Raw genomic sequence first — 24,460 nt, 5'->3', positions numbered from 1 at the left:
ATGATAAAAATAAGACAACTACTCTCACTTGCATTTCTTCTGTGTTTCAGCAGTATAGGCGCACAGAATACGGAGACTCTGTACCTGTCCGGTACCGGATTGGGGAAGACCGTCACTTGGGACTTCTATTGTTCCGGTGGTATGAACAGCGGCAAATGGAGTAAGATAGAAGTACCCTCACAGTGGGAATTGCAAAGTTTCGGGGAATATACATTCGGCCGTTTCTATCTGGTAAAGGAAGCCAAGCCGAGTGATGAAACGGGATTATACCGTTACAAGTTCAAAGTTCCCGCGGATTGGAAAGACAAACAGGTCCGCATTGTATTCGAAGGGGTAATGACAGATACGGAAGTAAAGATAAACAACAAACTTGCAGGAGAGATTCATCAAGGCGGTTTTATCTGCTTCAATTATGACATTACTGATAAACTCAAATTCGGTAAAAGTAATGAACTGGAAGTGAAGGTATGGAAAGAGTCTGCCAATAAATCGGTGAATGCGGCGGAACGCCGGGCCGATTGGTGGCTGTTCGGTGGTATTTACCGTCCGGTTTATCTGAAAGCTATGCCCAAGACGCACATCGAACGCATTGCCGTAAATGCAACAGCCGATGGTAAGTTGTCAACAGAAGTTTATATGAATAATTTGCCAGAGGGATATTCCCTGGCTACTTCACTGACTCCGGTAGGAGAAAGCAGAGCCATCGGAAAACAAACAAATACGTTGGGAACCGGGAATGTACAAACCATTTCGACTGACTGGAAAGGTATCCGTACCTGGGATTGCGAACACCCCAATCTCTATACGCTCCGGTTGGAACTGCTCGACAGCCAGAAGCAAATTGTACATGTACACGAAGAACGAATCGGATTCCGCACCATTGAGTTCCGCCTTAAAGACGGGATTTATGTCAATGGGACGAAAGTGATAATGAAAGGTATCAACCGCCATAGTTTCCATCCCGACGGAGGACGTACTACCAATAAAGAGATCAGCCTGCAAGATGCACTGCTTATCAAGGAAATGAATATGAATGCAGTCCGTTCTCACTATCCGCCCGACAAACATTTTCTGGATGTATGTGATTCACTGGGACTTTTCTATCTGGAAGAGTTTCCCGGTTGGCATGGAAGATATGATGAGAAAGTGGGAGAGAAATTACTAAAAGAGATGATGGCCCATGACGTGAACCACCCCTGTATCTTCTTATGGAGTAACGGCAATGAAGGCGGATGGAATAAGAAACTGGATGCCCGTTTTGCTGATTATGATCCGCAAAAGCGCCATGTGATTCATCCGTGGGCAGATTTCAACCAACTGGATACACATCATTACCCAGCCTATCAGACCGGAACCGGACGCCTTGCCAACGGATACAATGTCTTTATGCCGACAGAGTTTCTACACGGACAATATGATAAAGGACTGGGCGCAGGATTGGAAGATTATTGGAACAATTACACTTCCAATCCGTTATTTGCCGGCGGCTTCTTATGGACTTTTATTGATGAAGCCGTTTCACGCAGTGATAAAGGTGGTATCCTCGATTCTGACGGACCGAATGGCCCGGACGGTATTGTCGGTCCCAGGCGGGAAAAGGAAGGTAGCTTTTATACAGTTCGTGAAGTATGGGCACCTATCCAATTCAAAAATCTATTTATCACTCCCTCTTTCAACGGAGAATTTATGGTGAGTAATACTTATTTATTCACTAATCTAAAGGAGTGTAGTATGAAGTATCGCCTTTACGCTACTCCCTCCCCATTAAAAGGTGGTGAGCGCTCGCTATTGAATGAAGGGACAGTCAGCCTGCCGGCTATTGATCCGGGAGAAACAGGTAAAGCACGTATGCAGTTACCGGAAAACTTTTTCCTGGGTGATGTACTGGAACTGGAGGCTTATGACAGAAACGGGAAAGTGATTTGCAACTGGACGTGGCCGGTGAAGTATGCAAAAGAGTACTTTGAAACTCAACACATACAAACAACCTCTACAAAACCGGCAGAGATAAGAAAAGGAAACGAAAGTATTACTCTTTCTGCAAACGGCATTTCGGCAACGTTTAACAGCAAGGGCGGAGCATTGGTAGAGATAAAAAGCAATAAGCAAATTGTTCCTCTGAACAATGGCCCTCTACCCGTAGGAATAAAAGCCGACTTCAAAAAGGGGGAGGTACGCATGGACGGCAACGATGCCCTTTTCGTCGTAAGATATACGGGAGCCATTGATTCTATCGTTTGGCGTATGACGGCAGATGGCTTGCTGGGAATGGATGCTATTCTGCTGAACCGCGGTAATGGTGGCGGATATAAAGGTGAATTCTTTGATAAAAACATCTATTACCTGGGACTTAGTTTTTCTTTCCCGGAAAAAGAAGTAAAAGGGATGCGATGGATGGGACGTGGTCCGTATCGCGTCTGGAAGAACCGGATCAAAGGGGCAAATTATAATATTTGGGAGAAAGAATACAATAATACCGTTACCGGAGAGAGTTTCGAGAAACTGATATATCCCGAGTTCAAAGGATATCATGGCAACCTATACTGGGCAACCATGGAGGCGGACAAAGTACCGTTCACTGTTTATTCGGAAACGGATGGTTTGTACTTCCGTGTATTTACCCCGGAAGAACCGGTGCATCGCAGGGATGGAGAAAACAGTATGCATAGTTTCCCGGAAGGCGACCTTTCCTTCCTTTATGATATTCCTGCCATACGTTCTTTCAAATCAATACCGGAACAGGGACCCAAAAGCCAGCCCAGTACCATCCGTATCAAATCGGGAGACGAGGGATTGCGCATGAAACTTTGGTTTGACTTCCGTCGCTGATATATTTGAACTCATGAATCAACAACAAGATAAATTTTAATTAATAACAGAAATAGCCATGAAAAAAGTACTATTAACGCTGGCATTAGTTGCTACAGCTTCATTAAGTAATGCTCAAGTATTGAGAAATAATTTTCTCAACGGATGTAAAGAGGGGGAACCGATCGAAAAAGCAGCATACACTGCAAAGAAAGCCCCTCTTAACAAAGATGTATGGAGTGCCGTATTCAGTGAGAAAGAGCCTTTTATAGGTGAAAGCCCTGTTGCAGGCAAAGAACTGTCTTACAAAGGATATAATGAAGAAGGCCTGTCGGTTACCTTTGGCGGACTGCCGGAAGAAGCAACGTTCCGTCCCAGCATTTACGGATTAGAATCCGGAAGAACATATTCTACCGGAACATATTACCTGTCATTCCTGGTAAACTTCTCCAAATTCAAGGCAAAAGGTTATATGGATTTTATTTCCACAAGTGCCAATCATGCTACGGGAACAAGCCGGGGATTCGTCTTCGCCTCTAACCAGGGAAGCAAACTCAAATTCGGAGTAGGCATACAGAAACAACGTGGATCTGCAACCAAGACTTATGATTTGAACACGACCCACCTGATTGTATTAAAAATCGATTTTGCAAAAAATCAGGCTTCCCTGTTTATTGATTCGGAATTGAAGGATCAGGAACCTACACCGGATGCGGTAGCCACTGAAGAAGGAGTTTTGAAAGCCGGCATCAAAGGAATAATGCTTAAAAATCGCAATAATTACGCAGGAAATATAGGTAACTTCCGTTTTACAGATAGTTGGGCAGGAATTATTGGAAAATAACCATAGTCTACTTATTGATAATAAAAAAAAGGTGTCTTTTAAAGGACACCTTTTTTAATTTCTTTCAACTATCTATCTTATTCAACAGCTGCAGATAATTCAGCACCAGCTTTAAATTTAGCTACTTTCTTAGCAGGAATAGTAATAGTTGCCTTTGTAGAAGGGTTAATACCAGTTCTTTCAGCTCTTTCGCTTACTGAGAAAGTACCAAAACCTACGAGAGATACTTTGTCACCAGCTTTCATAGCATTAGTAACTGAAGTGATGAAAGCATCAAGTGCTTTTTTTGCATCGGCTTTGCTCATTTGAGCTTCAGCAGCCATTGCGCTAATAAGATCAGACTTATTCATAATACGTAAAATGATTAATTAATATATATGTTACACAAAAGATTATCCCACAATGGATTGATTCCACAAATATAGCCGAACAAAACAACATATCAAATAAAAACATAAAAAAAACGCAGCAAATTATTGAAAAAGAGCTAATAGGAAGCGTTTTTCATGCTTTAAAACAGAATTTATTCGTACTTTTGCGTCTATTATCTAAATATTCAGAAATTAAAATGATGCCAACTGTAACTAAAAACCTGATAATTATCAATGTACTAGTATTTTTCGGGACAATCGTAGCCCAACGTTACGGCCTGGATTTAACGAATTATCTGGGATTACATTTTTTCCTTGCAAGTGACTTTAATCCGGCACAGCTAATCACTTATATGTTCATGCACGGCGGATTCAGCCACATTTTCTTTAATATGTTTGCCGTTTTTATGTTCGGACCGATTCTCGAACAAACCTGGGGACCCAAACGTTTCCTCTTCTACTATATTCTCTGCGGTATCGGTGCGGGACTTATTCAAGAAGGGGTACAGTATATTCAATATGTAACGGAACTTAGCCACTACGCACAAGTGAATATAGGTACAGGTGTTATCCCAATGGAAGAGTATCTGAACATGATGACCACCGTAGGTGCTTCGGGAGCCGTTTACGCCATATTGCTGGCATTCGGCATGTTATTTCCCAATAACCGGTTGTTTATCTTCCCGCTGCCATTTCCTATCAAAGCGAAGTTCTTCGTTATAGGATACGCCGCGATTGAATTATGGTCAGGACTTGCCAATAGCGCCGGAGACAATGTCGCTCACTTTGCACATTTGGGAGGAATGCTGTTCGGATTGATCCTGATTTTGTACTGGAGAAAAAAAAGCAATAACAATGGGACATATTATAGCTGATTTAAAGGAGACGTTCAGAAGAGGAAATATTTTTATCCAACTGATTTATATCAACGTAGGTATCTTTGTGATTGGCACGTTGATTAACGTTTTCTTGCGACTGTTTGAAGTGAGTACCCCCGATATATTCGGTATATTTGCCCTGCCGGCATCCTTTATCGGATTTATTCATCAGCCGTGGTCGTTATTTACTTATATGTTTATGCATGCCGGCATCCTGCATATTCTATTCAATATGCTTTGGCTGTATTGGTTCGGAAGTTTGTTTCTCTACTTTTTCTCGGCAAAACATTTAAGAGGTTTGTATGTACTGGGAGGTATTTGTGGAGGTTTCCTGTATATGGTTGCCTACAATGTATTTCCTTTATTCAGCTCGCAAGTAGCGGGTGCAACATTAGTAGGAGCATCAGCCTCCGTGTTAGCCATCGTAGCTGCCACAGCTTATCGTGAGCCTAATTACAGGGTACAACTTTTTCTTTTCGGTGCTATCCGTCTCAAATACCTGGCACTGATCGTTATCGGAATTGATGTATTGTCCATTACCTCAAGCAATGCCGGAGGACATATCGCCCATTTAGGCGGTGCCCTTGCAGGACTTTGGTTTGCTGCCAGCCTAAGCAAAGGAACTGATTTAACATCCTGGATCAACTGGATTCTGGATGGTTTCATCTCCCTGTTTCAGAAGAAAACATGGAAACGGAAACCGAAAATGAAAGTACACTACGGCAACAGTGCTACCGGTCGTGAGAAGGATTATGATTACAACGCTCAAAAGAAAGCACAGTCTGATGAAGTAGACCGTATTCTGGAAAAACTTAAAAAATCCGGCTACGACAGTCTGACAACAGAAGAAAAGAAAAGCTTGTTCGACGCAAGCAAAAGATAAAAGAATGGAACATATTGGCAAATTTGTCACATATCTGATACTTGCTGTCAACGCTCTCTTTGTGGGAACGTTGATACTAAGTGCTTATAGTCCTTACCTTAACCCGAAAATAAATCCACTTGCCTCCAGTCTGGGGCTTGCATTTCCGATCTTCCTGACTATCAATTTAATTTTTATCGGTTTCTGGGCATTCGTTAATTACCGCTATGCCCTTTTGCCCGCCATTGGCCTTCTCATTTGTATTCCACAGATACGGACTTATATCCCTTTCAACTCCACCACTAAAACTATTCCGGAAGGAAGCATCAAAATTCTGTCGTACAATGTAATGAGTTTCAGCAATCTGGAAAAGAAAGACGGTAAAAACCCTATATTGTCTTATCTTGCAAATAGCAATGCCGATATCATTTGTCTGCAAGAATACAACACTGCCACCAATAAAAAGTATCTGACAGAACAGGATGTAAAAAAAGCATTGAAGGCCTATCCTTATCAATCCATCCACCAGCAAGGAAAAGGAGATGTTCAGCTTGCCTGTTTCTCTAAATTCCCTATACTTTCGATACATCCTATCGAATATAAAAGCAACTATAACGGTTCCATGAGATATGTACTGAATGTGAATAATGACACTCTTACATTAATCAACAATCATCTGGAATCTAACAAACTCACCAAAGAAGACAGAGGGATTTATGAAGATATGATTAAAGACCCGAATGCCAAGAAAGTAAAAACCGGACTCAGACAGTTAATAAGAAAACTAACGGAAGCATCGGCCATTCGGGCTTCACAAGCAGATTCCGTGGCGAGAGTCATTGCCGAAAGTAAATACCCGACAACCATCGTATGCGGTGATTTCAACGATGGTTCCATTTCGTACACACACCGCATCCTGACTCAAGAACTGGACGATGCATTCACACAATCCGGCAAAGGATTGGGTATTTCCTACAATCTGAACAAATTCTATTTCCGCATAGATAATATATTGATTAGCCCCAACCTGAAGGCCTACAACTGCACTGTAGACCGGTCTATCAAGGCATCAGACCATTACCCGATCTGGTGCTATATCAGTAAACGATAAGAACTGAAAACTCTAATAAAAAACACTTATGATGATTAAAAAGACACTAACCATTTTAGCAGTAAGTTGTATGATGTACTCCTGTGCTACGAAAACAGAAAGCAATCCTTTCTTTACAGAGTTTCAAACCGAGTATGGTGCTCCTTCTTTCGACAAGATTAAATTAGAGCACTATGAACCTGCCTTTCTAAAAGGTATAGAAGAACAGAATCAAAATATCGAAGCCATTATCGAAAGTCCGGAAATTCCGACATTCGATAATACGATTGTAGCTTTGGATAACAGTGCACCCATCTTAGACCGGGTAAGCACCATTTTCTTCAATATGACAGATGCGGAAACCACTGATTCGCTGACCGCACTTTCCATCAAACTGGCACCGGTTCTTTCGGAACATAATGACAATATCTCCCTGAATGGGAAACTATTCAAACGGGTGAACGATGTCTACCAAAAGAAAGACTCATTAAACCTGACATCGGAACAAGAACGCCTGCTGGACAAGACTTATAAAAGATTTATCCGTTCCGGAGCAAACCTTAGCGAAAAAGATCAAGCCCGCCTCCGCGAAATCAACAAGGAGCTTTCTACACTTGGCATCACTTTCAGCAACAATGTGCTGAATGAGAATAATGCCTTCCAACTTTTCGTTGACAAGGAAGAAGATCTGGCAGGATTGCCTGAATGGTTCCGCCAAAGTGCAGCCGAAGAAGCGAAAGCAGCCGGACAACCGGGAAAATGGTTGTTCACCCTGCACAACGCCAGCCGTCTGCCTTTCCTGCAATATTCAGAAAATCGCCCGCTTCGGGAGCAAATATACAAAGCTTATATCAACCGCGGCAACAACAACGACGGAAACGACAACAAGGAAAACATCCGCAAGATCGTTTCTCTCCGCCTGGAAAAAGCGAACTTATTAGGTTTCGACAGTTATGCAAACTTTGTCCTGGATGAAACCATGGCAAAGAACGCCAACAACGTAATGAGCCTTTTGAACAATCTATGGAGCTATGCACTCCCCAAAGCGAAAGCAGAAGCTGGCGAACTCCAGAAGTTAATGGACAAGGAAGGAAAAGGAGAAAAGCTGGAAGCATGGGACTGGTGGTATTACACCGAAAAACTGCGGAAAGAGAAATACAATCTGTCTGAAGAGGATACAAAACCTTACTTCAAACTGGAAAATGTGCGCGATGGTGCTTTCGCCGTAGCCAACAAATTATATGGCATCACTCTAAGCAAACTAGAAGGCATACCAACTTATCACCCCGATGTAGAAGTCTTTGAAGTGAAAGACGCAGACGGTTCCCAGCTCGGTATCTTCTATGTAGACTATTTCCCGCGTCCCGGAAAAAGCGGCGGTGCATGGATGAGCAACTATCGTGAACAACACGGAACAACCCGTCCGTTGGTATGCAACGTTTGCAGCTTTACCAAGCCGGTAGGCGACACTCCTTCTTTATTGACCATGGATGAAGTGGAAACCCTGTTTCACGAATTTGGTCACGCCCTGCACGGACTGCTGACAAAATGCGAATACAAAGGAACATCGGGAACCAACGTGGTACGCGACTTTGTAGAACTTCCTTCTCAAATCAACGAACACTGGGCGACTGAACCCGAAGTGCTGAAAATGTATGCCAAACATTATCAGACAGGAGAAGTGATACCCGACGAAATCATCGAAAAGATACTGCAACAGAAAACTTTCAACCAGGGCTTCATGACCACTGAATTACTGGCTGCCGCCATCCTTGACATGAACCTGCACACGATGACAGATGTAAAGAATCTGGATATGCTTGCATTCGAAAAAGAAGCGATGGACAAGCTTAATTTGATTCCTGAAATAGCACCGCGTTATCGCGTGACTTACTTCAATCATATCATTGGCGGATACGCAGCCGGATACTATAGTTACCTATGGGCCAACGTATTGGACAATGATGCTTTCGAAGCTTTCAAAGAACATGGTATTTTTGATAAAAACACCGCCGACCTGTTCCGCCATAACGTATTGGAGAAGGGAGACAGCGAAGACCCGATGGTGCTTTATAAGAATTTCCGTGGAGCGGAACCAAGCCTGGAACCACTACTGAAAAACAGAGGAATGAAATAATTCAGCAAAAAAGCCCTTAAACATCAAATATTTGAGGGCTTATTACACATGAATGTGAAAAAAAAACTATATTTGCAGCCTTGTATGCGGCAAAAAGAACTTGTGTACGACAGAATTTAACTGAAAATTAAATTAAAAAAGTAATCATCATAAATTAAAAGTAAAATGCAAAACAAAGGATTTGTAAAGGTTTTTGCGGTATTACTCACACTGGTATGTGTGTTCTATCTCTCCTTCTCCTTCGTAACACGCCATTATACCAACAAGGCGAAAGAAATTGCGAACGGCGACCCGAAAGTGGAACAAGACTACCTCGACTCTCTCTCCAATGAGAAAGTGTGGTTGGGTAACTGGACGCTGAAACAATGTCGTGAGATGGAGATTAGTTTAGGTTTGGACCTAAAGGGTGGTATGAACGTTATCCTTGAAGTTTCTGTACCTGATGTTATCAAAGCACTGGCTGACAACAAGCCGGATGAAGCTTTCAACAATGCATTGGCAGAAGCTGCAAAACAGGCTATCAACAGCCAGGACGATATCATCACCCTGTTTGTTAGAGAATACCACAAAGCTGCTCCTAACGCAAAACTTTCCGAACTCTTCGCAACACAACAGTTGAAAGACAAAGTTAACCAAAAATCATCGGATGCAGAAGTTGAAAAAGTATTGAGAACAGAAGTAAAAGCTGCTGTTGAAAACTCATATAACGTACTTCGTACCCGTATCGACCGTTTCGGTGTTGTTCAGCCGAATATCCAGAGCCTGGAAGACAAAATGGGTCGTATCATGGTGGAATTGCCGGGTATCAAAGAGCCGGAACGTGTGAGAAAACTTCTCCAAGGTTCTGCTAACCTAGAATTCTGGGAAACTTATACAGCTAAAGAAGTACTTCCTGCCATGCAATCTGCAGACGCTAAATTGCGCGCTGTACTGGCACATGAAACAACAGCAGTGGACACCGCTGCAGTAGATTCTACCAAAGAAGCTCAACTTGCAGAGGCTACTCCTGCTAAGAAAAACATTAGCGCTGCCGACAGTCTTGCTGCTGCCTTGAAAGGAGACGCTACTGCTGCTGAAGATAAGTCTACAGCCAACCTGGCAGAAATTAAAAAGCAATACCCTCTGTTGGCTATCCTGCAGTTGAACTCTAGCGGCCAAGGTCCTGTGGTCGGTTACGCTAACTACAAAGACACTGCTGATATCAACAAATATCTGGCTATGCCGGAAGTTAAAGCAGAACTCCCGAAAGACCTTCGTTTGAAATGGGGTGTTTCTCCTTCTGAATTTGACAAGAAAGGACAGACTTTCGAATTATATGCTATCAAGTCTACCGAACGTAACGGTAAAGCTCCGTTGGAAGGTGATGTAGTAACAGACGCGAAAGATGAATTCGACCAATACAGCAAACCGGCTGTCAGCATGACTATGAACTCTGACGGTGCACGTCGTTGGGCACAGTTGACTAAACAGAACATCGGTCGCTCTATCGCTATCGTTCTTGATAACTATGTATATTCTGCACCAAACGTAAACTCTGAAATCACAGGTGGACGTTCACAGATTACAGGTCATTTCACTCCTGAACAGGCAAAGGACTTAGCAAACGTATTGAAATCAGGTAAGATGCCGGCTCCGGCTCACATCGTACAGGAAGATATCGTTGGTCCGTCATTGGGTCAGGAATCTATCAATGCAGGTATGTTCTCATTCATCGTAGCTTTGATTATGGTAATGTGCTTCATGTGCTTCCTCTACGGTTTCATACCGGGTATGGTGGCTAACGTGGCTCTATTCATGAACTTCTTCTTTACGATGGGTATTCTGTCCTCCTTCCAAGCTGCCCTGACAATGTCCGGTATTGCCGGTATCGTATTGTCATTAGGTATTGCAGTGGATGCCAACGTACTTATCTACGAACGTACCAAAGAAGAGCTCCGCAGTGGTAAGGGTGTGAAACAAGCCTTGTCCGACGGTTACTCCAATGCGTTCTCGGCTATCTTCGACTCTAACTTAACTTCTATCATCACCGGTGTCATCTTGTTTAACTTCGGTACAGGTCCTATCCGTGGTTTCGCAACAACATTAATCATTGGTATTCTTTGTTCATTCTTTACTGCTGTGTTTATGACACGCGTATTCTATGATCACTTTATGTCTAAAGACAAGTTGCTGAATCTCAAGTTCCAGTCGAAATTCTCAAAGAACCTGTTTGTCAATACACATTTTGACTTTATGGGAACTAACAAGAAGGCATTTATTATCACTAGTGCTGTGATTCTTATCTGCATCGCTTCGTTCGTGATTCGCGGACTAAGCCAGAGTATCGACTTCACGGGTGGACGTAACTATAAGGTGCAATTTGAGCAGCCGATAGAACCGGAAGCAGTACGTGAATTGATCGCTAACGACTTCGGTGAAGCAACAGTAAGTGTCATTGCCATCGGAACAGACAAGAGAACTGTTCGTGTCAGCACCAACTACCGTATCAACGAAAATGGTAATACTGTCGATTCAGAAATTGAAGAACGTCTGTATAATGCAGTTAAACCATTGTTGACTCAAAATATCTCGTTGCAAACATTTATCGACCGCGATAATCACACAGGTGGTAGTATCATCAGTTCGCAGAAAGTAGGTCCGAGTATCGCAGACGATATCAAGACAGGTGCTATCTACTCTGTAGTATTGGCATTGATTGCTATCGGTCTTTACATCCTGCTCCGTTTCCGCAACATTGCCTATAGTGTGGGTTCAGTGGTAGCTTTGAGTTGTGATACTGTCATCATCATTGGTGCTTATTCACTGTTGTGGGGTATCGTTCCGTTCTCACTGGAAATTGACCAGACATTTATCGGTGCTATCCTGACAGCTATCGGTTACTCTATCAATGACAAGGTGGTAATCTTCGACCGTGTGCGTGAGTTCTTCGGTTTATATCCGAAACGTGACAAGCGTCAGTTGTTCAACGACTCTTTGAACACAACACTGGCTCGTACCATCAATACCTCATTGAGTACTTTAATCGTGCTGTTGTGTATCTTCATCCTTGGTGGTGATTCAATCCGCAGCTTTGCATTCGCAATGATCTTAGGTGTTATTATCGGTACATTGTCTTCACTGTTTGTTGCATCTCCGATTGCATACAATATGATGAAGAACAAAAAAGTCGTAGCATCAACTACGGAAGAATAATAAATCCCAGAAATAGAAAAAGCCTCTTCCGAACATTCGGTAGAGGCTTTTTCTATTGATTATTAAAACAAATAGAAGCTATAAGACGTTCATCTTAAAAGAAGCCATTGTTAAACTTAAAACCAGATACGATATGAAAGCAAAACAAAACAACTTCTCACAGATTCTTCGTAGTAGCCTCGAGGGGAATCGAACCCCTATCTAAAGTTTAGGAAACTTCTATTCTATCCGTTGAACTACAAGGCCGCTTCAAATTTGCTTGCAAAGATAACGGTTTCTGTCGATTTAACAAGAATAAAAATACAGGTTCCTTTCAGATATTTCAAATATTTGGCGTCAATAGGACAATAAAGTTCGATTTATTTTGATAATTCGATTAACTTTCCGACCTTTGCGCTCACAAATTGAAAGTAAAATCAGTTTTTAAATTAAATATAGTAATTAAAGTTATGGCAGACGAAATGATGGTTAAAGAATTGGAGGAAGTAGTAGTACGTTTCTCCGGCGACTCCGGCGACGGTATGCAGCTGGCCGGCAATATCTTCTCGAACGTGTCGGCTACGGTAGGAAATGACATCTGTACATTCCCTGACTACCCGGCAGACATCCGCGCCCCGCAAGGTTCACTGACCGGTGTTTCCGGTTTTCAGGTCCACATCGGTGCCGGACAGGTTTACACTCCCGGAGACCGTTGCCACGTATTAGTGGCTATGAATCCTTCCGCACTGAAAACACAAATCAAATTCTGTAAACCGCAAGGACTTATCATTACCGACTCCGACTCATTCGAAGCCAGAGATTTGGAAAAGGCACAATTCAAGACTGACAATCCTTTTGAGGAATTAGGCGTAAAACAGGAAGTACTTGAAGTTCCCATCTCTTCCATGTGTAAAGAGAGCCTGAAAGATTCCGGACTAGACAATAAATCAGCACTCCGTTGTAAGAATATGTTCGCACTCGGACTGGTTTGCTGGTTGTTCAACCGCAACCTTGCCGCTGCTGAAAAAATGTTGCGTGAGAAATTCGCCAAGAAACCCGAAATTGCAGAAGCTAATATTAAGGTATTGAACGATGGTTTCAACTATGGTGCCAATACACATGCTTCTGTCTCTACTTATAAAATTGAAAGTAAAGCTCCGAAATCAAAAGGACTTTATACAGATATCAACGGAAATAAGGCAACTGCTTATGGCTTGATTGCTGCTGCCGAGAAAGCAGGCCTGGAACTCTACCTGGGTTCTTATCCTATCACTCCGGCCACTGATATTCTGCACGAATTAGCTAAACATAAATCACTGGGAGTAAAAACCGTACAGTGCGAAGATGAAATCGCAGGTTGTGCTTCTGCCGTTGGTGCCGCTTTTGCCGGTGCTTTGGCTGTAACGACTACTTCCGGCCCCGGTGTTTGTTTGAAGAGTGAGGCTATGAACCTTGCTGTAATTGGTGAACTTCCATTGGTGATTGTAAATGTGCAACGTGGCGGTCCGTCAACAGGTTTGCCTACTAAATCAGAACAGACAGACTTATTGCAGGCTCTTTACGGACGTAATGGTGAAAGCCCGATGCCGGTGATTGCCGCAACTTCACCGACGAACTGTTTTGATGCCGCATACATGGCATGTAAGATTGCTCTGGAACACATGACTCCGGTTGTATTGCTGACGGATGCTTTCGTAGCTAACGGCTCGGCAGCCTGGAAACTTCCTAACTTAAACGAATATCCTGCCATCAATCCTCCATACGTGACTCCGGACATGGCTGGTAACTGGACTCCATACCAACGCAATGAAGAAACCGGCGTACGTTACTGGGCAACTCCGGGAACTGAAGGCTTCATGCATCGCATCGGCGGTCTTGAAAAGAGCAATGAAACAGGCGCGATCTCTACCGAACCAGAAAACCATAATAAGATGGTTCATCTCCGCCAAGCTAAAGTGGATAAGATTGCAGACTATATCCCCGAACTCGAAGTACTGGGTGATGAAGATGCAGATTTACTGATTGTTGGTTGGGGCGGCACGTATGGTCATCTCCGTCTGGCTATGGACTTTATGCGCGATCATGGAAAGAAAGTGGCTTTCGCACACTTCCAGTACATCAACCCGCTGCCAAAGAATACAGCCGATGTATTGCGTAAATACAAGAAGATCGTAGTAGCTGAACAGAATTTGGGACAATTCGCAGGTTATTTACGGATGAAGATACCCGGATTGAACATCAGCCAGTTCAACCAAGTGAAAGGACAACCTTTCGTTACGAGAGAATTGATAGATGCATTCACTAAATTATTGGAGGAATAAAAGATGAGCGATAAAGTATATACCGTACAAGATTATAAATCAGGCCAACCTCGCTGGTGTCCGGGATGCGGTGACCACGCTTTCCTGAACTCACTGCACAAAGCTATGGCCGAACTGGGAGTAGCTCCGCACAATATTGCCGTCATTTCCGGTATCGGTTGTTCTTCCCGCCTGCCCTACTATGTAAATACGTATGGCTTCCACACGATTCACGGACGTGCCGCTGCTGTTGCAACAGGTGCAAAAGTGGCCAACCCTGATTTGACGATCTGGCAAATTTCCGGTGACGGTGACGGTCTGGCAATTGGTGGTAACCACTTCATCCACGCATTACGCCGTAACATTGATTTGAATATGATCCTGCTGAACAACCGCATCTACGGTTTGACAAAGGGACAATATTCACCGACTTCGGAGCGTGGACTTGTAACTAAATCATCTCCTTACGGTACCGTAGAAGATCCATTCCATCCGGCAGAACTTGCTTTTGGTGCCCGTGGACATTTCTTTGCACGTTGTATTGCAGTAGACGGTGCCGCTTCTGTAGAGGTATTGAAAGCTGCCGCTAATCACAAAGGCGCCTCTGTTGTAGAAGTTCTGCAAAACTGCGTGATCTTCAACGATGGAACTCATGCTTCTGTAGCCACCAAAGAAGGACGTGCCAAGAACGCTATCTATCTGGAACATGGCAAACCCATGTTGTTCGGTGAAAACAAGGAATTCGGATTGATGCAGGAAGGTTTCGGACTGAAAGTGGTGAAACTTGGTGAAAATGGTATCACAGAAAAAGATATTCTTATTCACGATGCTCACTGCCAAGATAATACGCTTCAATTGAAACTGGCGTTAATGGAAGGTCCTGATTTCCCGATTGCACTCGGTGTGATCCGCGATGTAGATGCTCCAACTTACAATGATGCTGTAATTGGACAGATTGAAGAAATTAAAGGCAAGAAGAAATATCATAATTTCCAGGAATTGCTAATGACTAATGATACTTGGGAAGTGAAGTAATTCACCACTTCAATCCATAAAATAATAAAGGCGTAGACAAGAGAATCAACTCTCTTTCTACGCCTTTCATTCTTTCTATCGTGTAACCTATATTTATATCAACCTATTCGAGAGCAGTGCCACCCACTTTTTCCGGCCAATACGGATTCTGATAAATAACAGAATTATCTGTACTATTATCAGGAGACGCAAGTCTCATTTCATTAATAGCAACCGGACTCAAATAGTTGGCTTTAGCCCAAGAATATCCATCATATACCTGATTATTGATTCTCACCTTGCTAAAAGGACGAATATACTTGAATGCTCTGGAGGAAATATTAGAAGTAGCATCATCCGGATCATCTTTTAAAGTAACGTCTTCCGGAAGTTCATAAGTTTTATAAGCCTCTTCCCAAAAGTTATACCCTTCAGGAATAAACTTATTAGTAAGTACGCCATCCCAAGCTCTCCAACGCACCAGGTCATCCCAACGCATTCCTTCGCCAATAAACTCGCAACGACGTTCGCGACGGATATTATATAAGGTAGCATCCACTTCATACGAACCGGGATGAGCGGCCAAATCCGTCTCCTTATTCATATCGGTATTGTCAATGGTTGTCTGGAAATTGCCTGTAATGCCTGCCCGATTGCGTACTGCATCCCAATAGCTTTTCGCTTTACCGTCTACCTTATTATTACGCAAATAGTAGGCTTCCAGATAATTCAGATAAGCTTCGACACCACGAAAGATAATGCAGCCTGTAGTCGATTGCGACTGACCGGAAATAATCTGCTTATTATTATATGTCAAGCATTTCCGAATCCGATACCCGGTATTATCAGATGTTTGGGCTTCCAATGATATAATATTAGGTTGTTTGAATTCTTTAAGTGCAGGTTCTTCTGTCGAACTGGATGGAAGCAAATCCTTCTCGCCCAAAACAAACATTTGCAGACGCAGATCACGATTCTCTTTCACATCCATGATAGTTTTGTCACCTTTATATTCATCTCCTGCTGCATAATAGGGAAGTCCGTCTTTCATGACAAAACAGTCTACAAAGCTCTTCAGCATACCATTATTACCTCCAGTAAAAATATAAGCCGGTGTGCCATGCGTGATTGACACGCCACCACCATTCATATATTGCTTCCAGAAAAGAACTTCGGAATAACTACTCATATCTTCTTCCGCAAACATCTCGAAATATGGATTCCAGCCAACAATCCCCGATATGTTTTTCGGATTGGTCAGACCGGTATTATTGGTCAAAGTAATATCATCAGCCACCTGTTCCGCTGCTTTCATAGCCTCATCCAGAAAGAAATTGATTTCATTATCCATGTTCGTGGAGAAATCGGCATGTATTCTCTTACCCGGCCAGGTTGCATCCCCCGGCACACGCCCTGTTCCCTTATGATACTTTTCAAACGTAGCCTCATACAAAGCAACGCGCGACTTTATCAATAACGCGCAATTCTTTGTTAATCGCGTTTTGTTTCCTGAAATATCATCCACCATATATTTGGCGGCGGAATCGAGCTGATTGATGATAAAACGAGCTACGAGATTACGCGGCTGACGAACAGATTTCTCTGTCAAAACAGACTGATTATCCGGCAATACTTCGGTTATAATTGGAAAATCTCCGAATGATTTCAGTTTACTGTAATAAATCCATGCACGGATAAAGTACATTTCGCCGACATAGTGAAGAATCTGTTCACGATTGCCCACAATCTTGCCCACCTCGAATTTAGGAAGCACATTTTCGAAGAAATAATTGCAATAGCGAATTTGAGTAAAATCCCAGCCACCTCCAGTATTAGGAACACGCCACTGACCTTTCTCAAAATAGGTGGAAGAATATCCTCCGGCTACCATATTATCTGTATTCTGGTCATTGTTCACTGTACCGACTCCATATCCACCATGCGTTGAAAAGATGTTGTTGTACTGCGAAATACTATATGCAGCCAAGTGGTCCGCCGTATTAAAATACTCTTGCGGAGTCACCTGATCCAGAGGCGCCATATCCAGAAAATCATTACAAGATGTAAGCGACCACGTAGCTCCTGCCATCAAGATTGTTTGTAATATAATATGTTTCAGTTTCATAAGCCTTAAAATTAGAAGTTAACATTTAAACCTACCGAGATGGTGCGCTGCAACGGATAGAGTTTACCATTATTCGCATCATAAGTGCTTTCCAAAGCCTCCGGGTCGAAAATCTTGGACATATGAGAGAATGTCAACAGATTGTCACCCGACACATATACGCGAACTGAAGACATTCCGGCTTTATTCGTCCAGCTCTTGGGTAATGTATAGCCTATCTGAACATTCTTAATACGGCAGTAAGCGGCATTCTGAATATAGCGGCTCTGCACTGCCATGTTTCTCGAATCACTTTTCAATACGCGTGGATAATAGGCATTTGTATTAGCACCCAACGGGTCACCCTCCGGACGCCAGAAGTCCCAATGTTCCTTAAATCCGGTAGCCTGCCATTCGTCCACTCCATTGGCTCCCCAGAAATAGGGGCCGCTCAACACATAATCGCGCTTGGCCACTCCTTGCAGAAATATGCGGAAATCGACACCTTTCCATGCTGCATCCAACGTGATACCATATTTAAATCGAGGTGTATTATTGCCCAAAATCACACGGTCGCCGGGTTTCTCTGTGGTATTATCACCTGTCGAGATCACTCCATCGCCGTCTACATCCTTATACATAATATCCCCTGCTCCCCACTTGCTTCCCAAAGAAGACTGATCCACTTTGGCCAAATGGGCATCCATCTCTTCCTGTGATTGTGCGATACCTACCGTTTCATATCCCCAGATTTCTCCTTTCATCATTCCCGGATAATATGCTTCGGAAAGTTTGTTGTTTTCATTCGGATAGCGAGTGATTTTCTGTTGGTCATCGGCTAACGTAAATTTAGCACCATAAGAGAAATCACCAATCATATCTCTCCACCCCAGTTCCAGCTCAAAACCATAGGATTTCATATCGGAATTGTTGATTTTCGGAGGAGTAGCACCCAGTACGGAAGACAATTCCGAAGCCGGGCCAATCATATCATACGTCCAACGCACAAAGTAGTCGAACGAACCGGTCAAGCGATTATTAAACAGCCCCCAGTCCAAACCGATATCCCAGGTTTCAATCGTTTCCCAAGTCTTCAAGCTGGAGACGATACCGGGTAGGCTTGCATAATTCGGTCTTTTTCCATTCACCAACCAGTTATAATCAGTGCCTTGTGGCATCGTCTGATAGAAAGGATACCATGCATCCTTAGTATCCGTATTACCCAACTGCCCCCATGAACCTCTTAATTTCAATACATCAATATGAGCTTTATCGGCTATATTCCTGAAGAAATCTTCACGTGCTATATTCCATCCGACTGACAATGACGGGAAAAATCCCCAACGCTTGTCATTAATGAAACGGGACGAACCGTCATAACGACCGTTCAACTCTATCAGATAGCGTTCTTTATAATTATAGTTGATACGCCCGAAGAATCCGGCTACCCCATTGTGTGCATATCCACCGGAAGTAGTAGGAGATTCCGTTGCTGTATTCAGTGTAGGCACAGAATTGGAGATCAGCGTATTCTTCTGCCCCGACAAACTTCTTGTCTTATACAACTCCGCATTAAAACCTGCCATCACTTTAAAGTAATGACCGCTTTCATATTGTTTAAAATAATCGGAATAGATATTCGTGCTGTAATAATTCTCTTTATAATTATATTCGTTCACAACGGAACTGCCGGCTCCATAACTTCCCCATGGTATAGAATACGGATTACCGTCACCGTCATGAGAGAAGATAGGTAATACTTCCCAATGTTCATTTTTGTTTTCCGTTCTTAGAGCACCCTCGATATTAATTGTCCAGTTCTTGACCGGTTCAAACACAAACTGCAACTGTTGAGTATTCAAGTCTTTCTGGTTGGTTTGTCGGCCACCATCCTCCAATTCTGTAATTTCCACACCATTCATGGGATAGCCATTAGGATCGTAAGCCGGACAGGTGGGCCAGCGGCGAGCGATATTATGGAAGAATAGCCCGGTCAGATAAGAGGGTCGGTCAAAGTCCTCACGTGTCCATTTGGTAGAATAGTTCACTCTGAACCAATCTGTGATCTGCGCTGTAATGGTGCTGTTCATTGTATAACGTTGCAAATTATCTTCACCATGCCGCAACAGACCGTTCTGGTCCATAAAACTACCGCTCAATGAAAATTGGATTTTCTCATTACCTCCCGAAATACTTAGATTATGTTCTTGAGATGGCACCCAGTCATTGTAGAATTCTTTAAACCAATCCGTATTGGCATTCGCTCCGCCATAATTGTTCCAACGGTTATTATTCGTATTCAGTGTTGTGACGGATGTTATCTTTCCCTCCTGATAATCTTTTATTTTCTGTAACTGCTCGGATGAGAACGGAGCCTCACCGGATCTGCCCGCATTCTCTGCGGCACGATTAAAGTACTGTGCAAAAGTATATGAGTCCATCATTTCAGGCACTGATACCGCGTCGCTGAAACGGACATTTCCATTATAACTGACTCTGGCTTTACCCGCTTTCCCTTTCTTGGTCTGAATCAGAATAACACCAAAAGCAGCACGCGCTCCATAAATAGAGGCAGAAGCAGCGTCTTTCAAAACAGAAACCGTTTCTATATCATTCGGATTCAACGAATTAAGATTACCTTCGATACCGTCAATCAACACAAGTGGAGACGACCCGGAACCATCACCGATTGTTCCTGCACCACGAATATTAAAACTCATCGAACCATCCAAGGCCCACCTTCACTTCCTACCGTGAAGTTCAAGCCTGGCACTGTACCCTGTAGGGCCTGCGCCACATTGGTTACAGGACGTGCAGCCAACACTTTCGCATCGACCATACCTACCGCACCGGTTACATTTACTTTTTTTTGTGTTCCGTAGCCTACAACGACTACTTCGTCGAGCTGTTCCGAATCTTCTTTCATAACGATATTAAGGGGTGTCCCATCAGCTTTCACGGTAATAGTTTTATAACCAATAAACGAAAGTGAGAGAACTGCTCCTTTGGGGGAATCGATAGAGAAGCGTCCGTTGAGATCAGTAACAGTACCTGTGGCAGTACCTTGCACCTTTACAGAGACTCCAATAAGAGGTTCTCCGTTTTCATCCACTACAACACCTGTAGTCTTTACTTTTTGCTGCTGTATATCAGCAGTTTCCTGTGTTTCATTAGTATTAGCTACTGCTTGCATAGGTTGTGTGCACCATAACAATAAAGTAGCAACTGCTGCTATTTTCAGGCAACGTGTTCCCCGTCCTTCCATAAAGGCCGGGCATCGGTTAGTTTTTCTTGTCATACTTTAATTTATTCAGTTAGACATTAGTAAGTTAGAATTTCTAAGGTTTTATGGTGCCTTCATATATTATTTGACACCATGTTTCAGGCAATTTGTGTGTTTAGTTTTCCATAGGCTTTTCTATTTTTATCTTAGGTTAATACTTGCCAGAGTTCTTAACGAACTTGGTTTTACCTATGCTTGGAAACACAACTTGGAAGGACATTTTAGATAAAACAGTCATCCATACACTCGCACCGCTTTGAGTTTGAGACGATTTGTATGTAAATTGCTATATAATAAATACTTATTTTGATACCGAAGGCAAGTTGATAAAACTGTTATCCCATTTTGTTGCCAGAAAACACAACAATCCAGCTATCCCGTTTTAAAATATTTTAGTAGATTTACTTGCGTAATATTTCATTTTATTCTACTTTTGCTTCACCATAATGATATTCTAAACGATTCTTTTGTTGTTATTAAGAATTAAAAATAATAAGGCATTCGTTTTCATATCAAAATAAAACCAAGTTCGTTAAGAACTCGGTTTTCATTTCTCTCCTTCTCTAATCGATATTGCAATATACACTACTCATTTCCTTTGACTAAATAACACCTATTTATCAATATCATTAACTTTATGGATAGAGAACTGATGATAAGAAGCTATTTTAACAGGTACTTATTTATAAATAAAAAATGGAGAAGGATGGAGAAAAGGGTAGAAAACTGGAACCAGGTTCATAGCTATAAACTCAACACTAAATTTCTGAAAACGAATATACAACTATGTAAGCGTCTCCGCGATTCTATATAGTGTATTAAAATAAAAAGGCTAATGATCCCTTTTTAGTCATTAGCCTTTTCCCATCTGTCAGGAAGCAGTTCCCTGTATTTTTCAATTGGTGTGTTCGGTTGCCATTCGGCTGTTCTGTTTATCACATCCGTGAGATACTCAAATAAATTCACTTTATGCATCCTACAAGTGAGTGCTATCGTATAGAGTATGGCGCCTCGTTCGGCCCCCTTATGGCTGCCGAAGAACAATGAGTTTTTTCTTGATAAGGATATGTACCGGTTCATCCGTTCAACCATATTGTTGTCCAGATAAGTGTCACCATAATTAAAGATGTCCACCACTGCATTCCACTCATTGCGAAGATAGGTAATGGCTTCCTGCAGTTCGCTCTTAGGTAATAAATCCCCCCGTTCTTCTATTTCATCAAGCACATCTTTTATTTCTCCGAGTATGTCCGGCGCATACTTTTTTCGATGCGTAAGATTCTGTTCTACCGTCCATCCCTCAACCTCAACTTTATGCTTATGCTCGTTTTGATAAAGTGCGTTTATCAGCTCCACGATTCTTTTTGCATCCGGGTCCTTCTCACCGCAATCTATAAATTTCCGTTTTATATGTTGCAAGCACGGGATGCGTGTGATATTGGGATAAGCATCGCTTTCGAGCTTCCGGTAAGGTGAGTAACCATCGCTTTGTATGATACCTTTGCAACTGCCTAATTCGTTAAGAATAACTCTTTCAGACCGGGAGCCGTCATCATAGAGCAAGTATATCATCCTGGTGTTTATGCCGACAACCACCCAAAGGTATCCCTTCCTGACTCCTTTTCCCTTGCTGTTCTTTTCCGGGACGAGTATTTTGTAATAGGTTTCATCGGCTGCCTTATAAGGATCACTCAAAGCTGTCTGCCGGATGCACTTATAAAGATTTTCGAAGAGGTTTGAGGCTTTCTCTATCAACTTATGAGCCGTAGGTTTCTTCAGCGTAAAGCCATGACTCTCGAAGTAGTTGATGATTCTTTCAACAGGTAGCGATTGTATATAACGTAATTCCATCAATCCGGCAATAAATGAACCGTCATAGCTGGAATTCAAGAAGGCCGAAGCCGGTGTTTTTCCCTCAAACAGGCGACCTTCTTGCGTATAGGTGTGTATCTTGTAGACATGCTTGATGAAGCGCATGGGTACACATTCATAGCGGACGCATATTCTGGGAACAGTGGTAAACAACCGGGCCTTATTGATGTCAAAATCGGGATCATCGGGATAAACGACATGTTCTTCTTCCTCCATCTCATAATGCATGTCACGTTTGGCCCCATTGTTCTTTCTTGCTTTACGCTTATCTGCTTTTTCCGCTTCTATCTTCTGCCGCTCTTCTTCGGATATGGCAGATTGGGGAGCCTGTTGCTGTTCGGATGTGTTGGATACAAGTTTGGCGAGTCCCTTAGTAAGGCGCTGTTGCTTGCTAAGAGATTCGCCTTTTTGAAGGAGTGCCTCTTTAAGGGAAGAAACCTCCTTTATCAAAGCATCTATTTGGTCCAAGAGTCTGTTGTTGTCATCTCGTAATCCCTTGATTTGTTCCTTCAATAACTCTATGATCTCATCCTTTTTCATGGCATAAAGATATAAAAAATCAACGAATTGGCCAAATAAACCGGATGATATCTTTAGCGCAAATAACTAATAATCAGAATGTTGAATTAGATCCTAAAACGCTTTCTCAACCGTACAGACTTTAATGACACTCCATTTAAGATAAAAGACAAAACCTGATAAGAAATCTCGTAATTACCTGTATTGGGGTTAAATGTCGGTAACTCAAAACTTCCACCTTCGAGGCGCTTGTAGTACAGAAGAAAGCCATCGCCATCCCAACGCAGTATTTTTACACTTTGTCGGTTTTTACCAAAGAATAAAAAGATATCTCCGGAAACGGGAGACAAGTCCTTCATTTCCGATCGTATAATTTTGAATAAACCGTCAATGCCAAGGTTCATACGAACAAAGCCCTGGTACAGATAGTATCGATTGGCTGATGTTAGAGAATACATGGATCTCCCTCCTTTCTTTCGTAATCGCGCAACATTTTAATAACACCACCGGGTGTGGCCCGTTTGACCGAAATGGTGGTTCCACTGTTAAAGGTGATTGTGATCCCGGCAAGACTAAACTCTTCTTCCGACAACATGGCGGGTGCTATTTGAGTGAATGAAGGAGAGGAAGTTGTCGGTTGGGAGGGTTCAATGCCGCCATAATAATCACGGACCACATCTGCCTTGGCTTGTTTAACGCTATAGCCCCGTCTGGACATCCAGGAACTCATACCACCAAAAGTGGTATGCTGATCGCGGCAAACATCGGCTAAAGAACAATTGTAGTCTACTTTCAATACTTCAAGGAAATGTTTCCAAGTTTTTCCAAATCGATTTTCTGCTAAATCCATAATGCTTCATTTTTATACATAGCAAAAATATAAGAATGAAAAAAGGACGACAAGATAGAATCGCGGAGACGCTTACACAACTATTAAGAAGCATTTAGAAGGTTCACAGGTTTCACCTTCAGCTGAACAGCTATGAGTCAACGGTTTACAGTGACATAAAGCACAAAATACAGAAGAAAGCATCCTTCACCTCCTTCACCATGTAGAGTCTTTCATATAGATTAAGGACATATATATCCAATATACAGGGCATATATGCGCAACGTGTTGGATATATATGTCCAACACGTTGCGTATATATACTCTACAATTCAGGTATTAATATCCTAGAGATAGAGTATTAGTGTCTGATTACTT

At 42.5% G+C, this 24,460-nt stretch carries 14 protein-coding genes, 1 tRNA gene and 1 pseudogene; 9 read left to right on the top strand and 7 right to left on the bottom strand.

Annotated elements, in window-relative coordinates; translation table 11 throughout:
- Together NQ505_RS06715 and NQ505_RS06710 are read left to right on the top strand one after the other, a co-directional pair.
- Positions 1-2,829 (top strand): glycoside hydrolase family 2 protein, encoded by a 2,829-nt coding sequence (locus NQ505_RS06715; RefSeq protein ID WP_009001050.1) that lies wholly within the window; start codon positions 1-3, stop codon positions 2,827-2,829.
- A gap of 58 nt (positions 2,830-2,887) precedes the next feature.
- A complete protein-coding gene (locus tag NQ505_RS06710; RefSeq protein ID WP_009001051.1) occupies positions 2,888-3,652 on the top strand; it encodes a hypothetical protein in 765 nt (254 codons plus the stop codon).
- A gap of 77 nt (positions 3,653-3,729) precedes the next feature.
- Here NQ505_RS06710 and NQ505_RS06705 read toward each other — a convergent pair whose 3' ends face one another.
- Positions 3,730-4,002, bottom strand: a complete 273-nt coding sequence (locus tag NQ505_RS06705; protein WP_004296482.1) for an HU family DNA-binding protein — start codon at positions 4,000-4,002, stop codon at positions 3,730-3,732.
- A 221-nt stretch (positions 4,003-4,223) separates the two neighbouring features.
- Here NQ505_RS06705 and NQ505_RS06700 point away from each other — a divergent pair, with 221 nt between their 5' ends.
- The 5 genes from NQ505_RS06700 (at position 4,224) to secDF (ending at position 12,182) form a co-directional block, all read left to right on the top strand.
- On the top strand, positions 4,224-4,898 hold the full coding sequence (locus NQ505_RS06700; protein WP_008776855.1) for a rhomboid family intramembrane serine protease: 675 nt from the start codon (positions 4,224-4,226) through the stop codon (positions 4,896-4,898).
- Positions 4,879-5,784: a rhomboid family protein gene (locus NQ505_RS06695; RefSeq protein ID WP_009001052.1), complete on the top strand. Its 906-nt coding sequence runs from the start codon at positions 4,879-4,881 to the stop codon at positions 5,782-5,784. Before NQ505_RS06700 ends, NQ505_RS06695 begins: the two co-directional genes overlap by 20 nt.
- 4 nt (positions 5,785-5,788) lie before the next feature.
- A complete protein-coding gene (locus tag NQ505_RS06690) occupies positions 5,789-6,874 on the top strand; it encodes an endonuclease/exonuclease/phosphatase family protein (protein ID WP_009001053.1) in 1,086 nt (361 codons plus the stop codon).
- A gap of 31 nt (positions 6,875-6,905) precedes the next feature.
- Entirely contained in the window at positions 6,906-8,990 is a 2,085-nt protein-coding gene (locus NQ505_RS06685) for a M3 family metallopeptidase (protein WP_009001054.1), read from the top strand.
- Positions 8,991-9,155: 165 nt separating this feature from the next.
- A complete protein-coding gene (gene secDF / locus NQ505_RS06680) occupies positions 9,156-12,182 on the top strand; it encodes a protein translocase subunit SecDF (protein WP_009001055.1) in 3,027 nt (1,008 codons plus the stop codon).
- 174 nt (positions 12,183-12,356) lie between these two features.
- Here the strand turns inward: secDF and NQ505_RS06675 are convergent.
- Positions 12,357-12,428 (bottom strand) — tRNA-Arg (locus NQ505_RS06675).
- Between the two features lie 203 nt (positions 12,429-12,631).
- On the opposite strand from NQ505_RS06675, the gene NQ505_RS06670 reads away from it, so the two are divergent.
- Positions 12,632-14,482: a 2-oxoacid:acceptor oxidoreductase subunit alpha gene (locus NQ505_RS06670; protein WP_032854016.1), complete on the top strand. Its 1,851-nt coding sequence runs from the start codon at positions 12,632-12,634 to the stop codon at positions 14,480-14,482.
- A 3-nt stretch (positions 14,483-14,485) separates the two neighbouring features.
- Positions 14,486-15,496 (top strand): 2-oxoacid:ferredoxin oxidoreductase subunit beta, encoded by a 1,011-nt coding sequence (locus NQ505_RS06665; protein WP_004302501.1) that lies wholly within the window; start codon positions 14,486-14,488, stop codon positions 15,494-15,496.
- Positions 15,497-15,599: 103 nt separating this feature from the next.
- Here the strand turns inward: NQ505_RS06665 and NQ505_RS06660 are convergent, their stop codons facing one another.
- The 5 genes and pseudogenes from NQ505_RS06660 to NQ505_RS06640 form a co-directional block, all read right to left on the bottom strand.
- On the bottom strand, positions 15,600-17,600 hold the full coding sequence (locus NQ505_RS06660) for a RagB/SusD family nutrient uptake outer membrane protein (RefSeq protein WP_009001057.1): 2,001 nt from the start codon (positions 17,598-17,600) through the stop codon (positions 15,600-15,602).
- Between the two features lie 11 nt (positions 17,601-17,611).
- Positions 17,612-20,877: pseudogene (locus NQ505_RS06655) on the bottom strand (SusC/RagA family TonB-linked outer membrane protein).
- 831 nt (positions 20,878-21,708) lie between these two features.
- Entirely contained in the window at positions 21,709-23,274 is a 1,566-nt protein-coding gene (gene tnpC, locus NQ505_RS06650; RefSeq protein ID WP_259827539.1) for an IS66 family transposase, read from the bottom strand.
- Positions 23,275-23,360: 86 nt separating this feature from the next.
- A complete protein-coding gene (gene tnpB, locus NQ505_RS06645) occupies positions 23,361-23,711 on the bottom strand; it encodes an IS66 family insertion sequence element accessory protein TnpB (RefSeq protein WP_004296723.1) in 351 nt (116 codons plus the stop codon).
- Positions 23,699-24,103: a hypothetical protein gene (locus NQ505_RS06640; protein WP_009001061.1), complete on the bottom strand. Its 405-nt coding sequence runs from the start codon at positions 24,101-24,103 to the stop codon at positions 23,699-23,701. The genes tnpB and NQ505_RS06640 overlap by 13 nt, the downstream gene beginning before the upstream one ends.
- Positions 24,104-24,460: the final 357 nt, after the last annotated feature.

This window comes from Bacteroides sp. D2 (assembly GCF_025147085.1).
GTDB lineage: Bacteria > Bacteroidota > Bacteroidia > Bacteroidales > Bacteroidaceae > Bacteroides.
The sequence above is the reverse complement of the archived record's forward strand: the minus strand, read 5'-3'. Positions and strand labels throughout refer to the sequence as shown.

Excerpts from the sequence above, each read along its gene's own strand:
- NQ505_RS06715 (WP_009001050.1), top strand. The coding sequence starts at position 1 with ATGATAAAAATAAGACAACTACTCTCACTTGCATTTCTTCTGTGTTTC.
- NQ505_RS06710 (WP_009001051.1), top strand. The coding sequence starts at position 2,888 with ATGAAAAAAGTACTATTAACGCTGGCATTAGTTGCTACAGCTTCATTA.
- NQ505_RS06705 (WP_004296482.1), bottom strand. The coding sequence starts at position 4,002 with ATGAATAAGTCTGATCTTATTAGCGCAATGGCTGCTGAAGCTCAAATG.
- NQ505_RS06700 (WP_008776855.1), top strand. The coding sequence starts at position 4,224 with ATGCCAACTGTAACTAAAAACCTGATAATTATCAATGTACTAGTATTT.
- NQ505_RS06695 (WP_009001052.1), top strand. The coding sequence starts at position 4,879 with ATGGGACATATTATAGCTGATTTAAAGGAGACGTTCAGAAGAGGAAAT.
- NQ505_RS06690 (WP_009001053.1), top strand. The coding sequence starts at position 5,789 with ATGGAACATATTGGCAAATTTGTCACATATCTGATACTTGCTGTCAAC.
- NQ505_RS06685 (WP_009001054.1), top strand. The coding sequence starts at position 6,906 with ATGATTAAAAAGACACTAACCATTTTAGCAGTAAGTTGTATGATGTAC.
- secDF (WP_009001055.1), top strand. The coding sequence starts at position 9,156 with ATGCAAAACAAAGGATTTGTAAAGGTTTTTGCGGTATTACTCACACTG.
- NQ505_RS06670 (WP_032854016.1), top strand. The coding sequence starts at position 12,632 with ATGGCAGACGAAATGATGGTTAAAGAATTGGAGGAAGTAGTAGTACGT.
- NQ505_RS06665 (WP_004302501.1), top strand. The coding sequence starts at position 14,486 with ATGAGCGATAAAGTATATACCGTACAAGATTATAAATCAGGCCAACCT.
- NQ505_RS06660 (WP_009001057.1), bottom strand. The coding sequence starts at position 17,600 with ATGAAACTGAAACATATTATATTACAAACAATCTTGATGGCAGGAGCT.
- tnpC (WP_259827539.1), bottom strand. The coding sequence starts at position 23,274 with ATGAAAAAGGATGAGATCATAGAGTTATTGAAGGAACAAATCAAGGGA.
- tnpB (WP_004296723.1), bottom strand. The coding sequence starts at position 23,711 with ATGTATTCTCTAACATCAGCCAATCGATACTATCTGTACCAGGGCTTT.
- NQ505_RS06640 (WP_009001061.1), bottom strand. The coding sequence starts at position 24,103 with ATGGATTTAGCAGAAAATCGATTTGGAAAAACTTGGAAACATTTCCTT.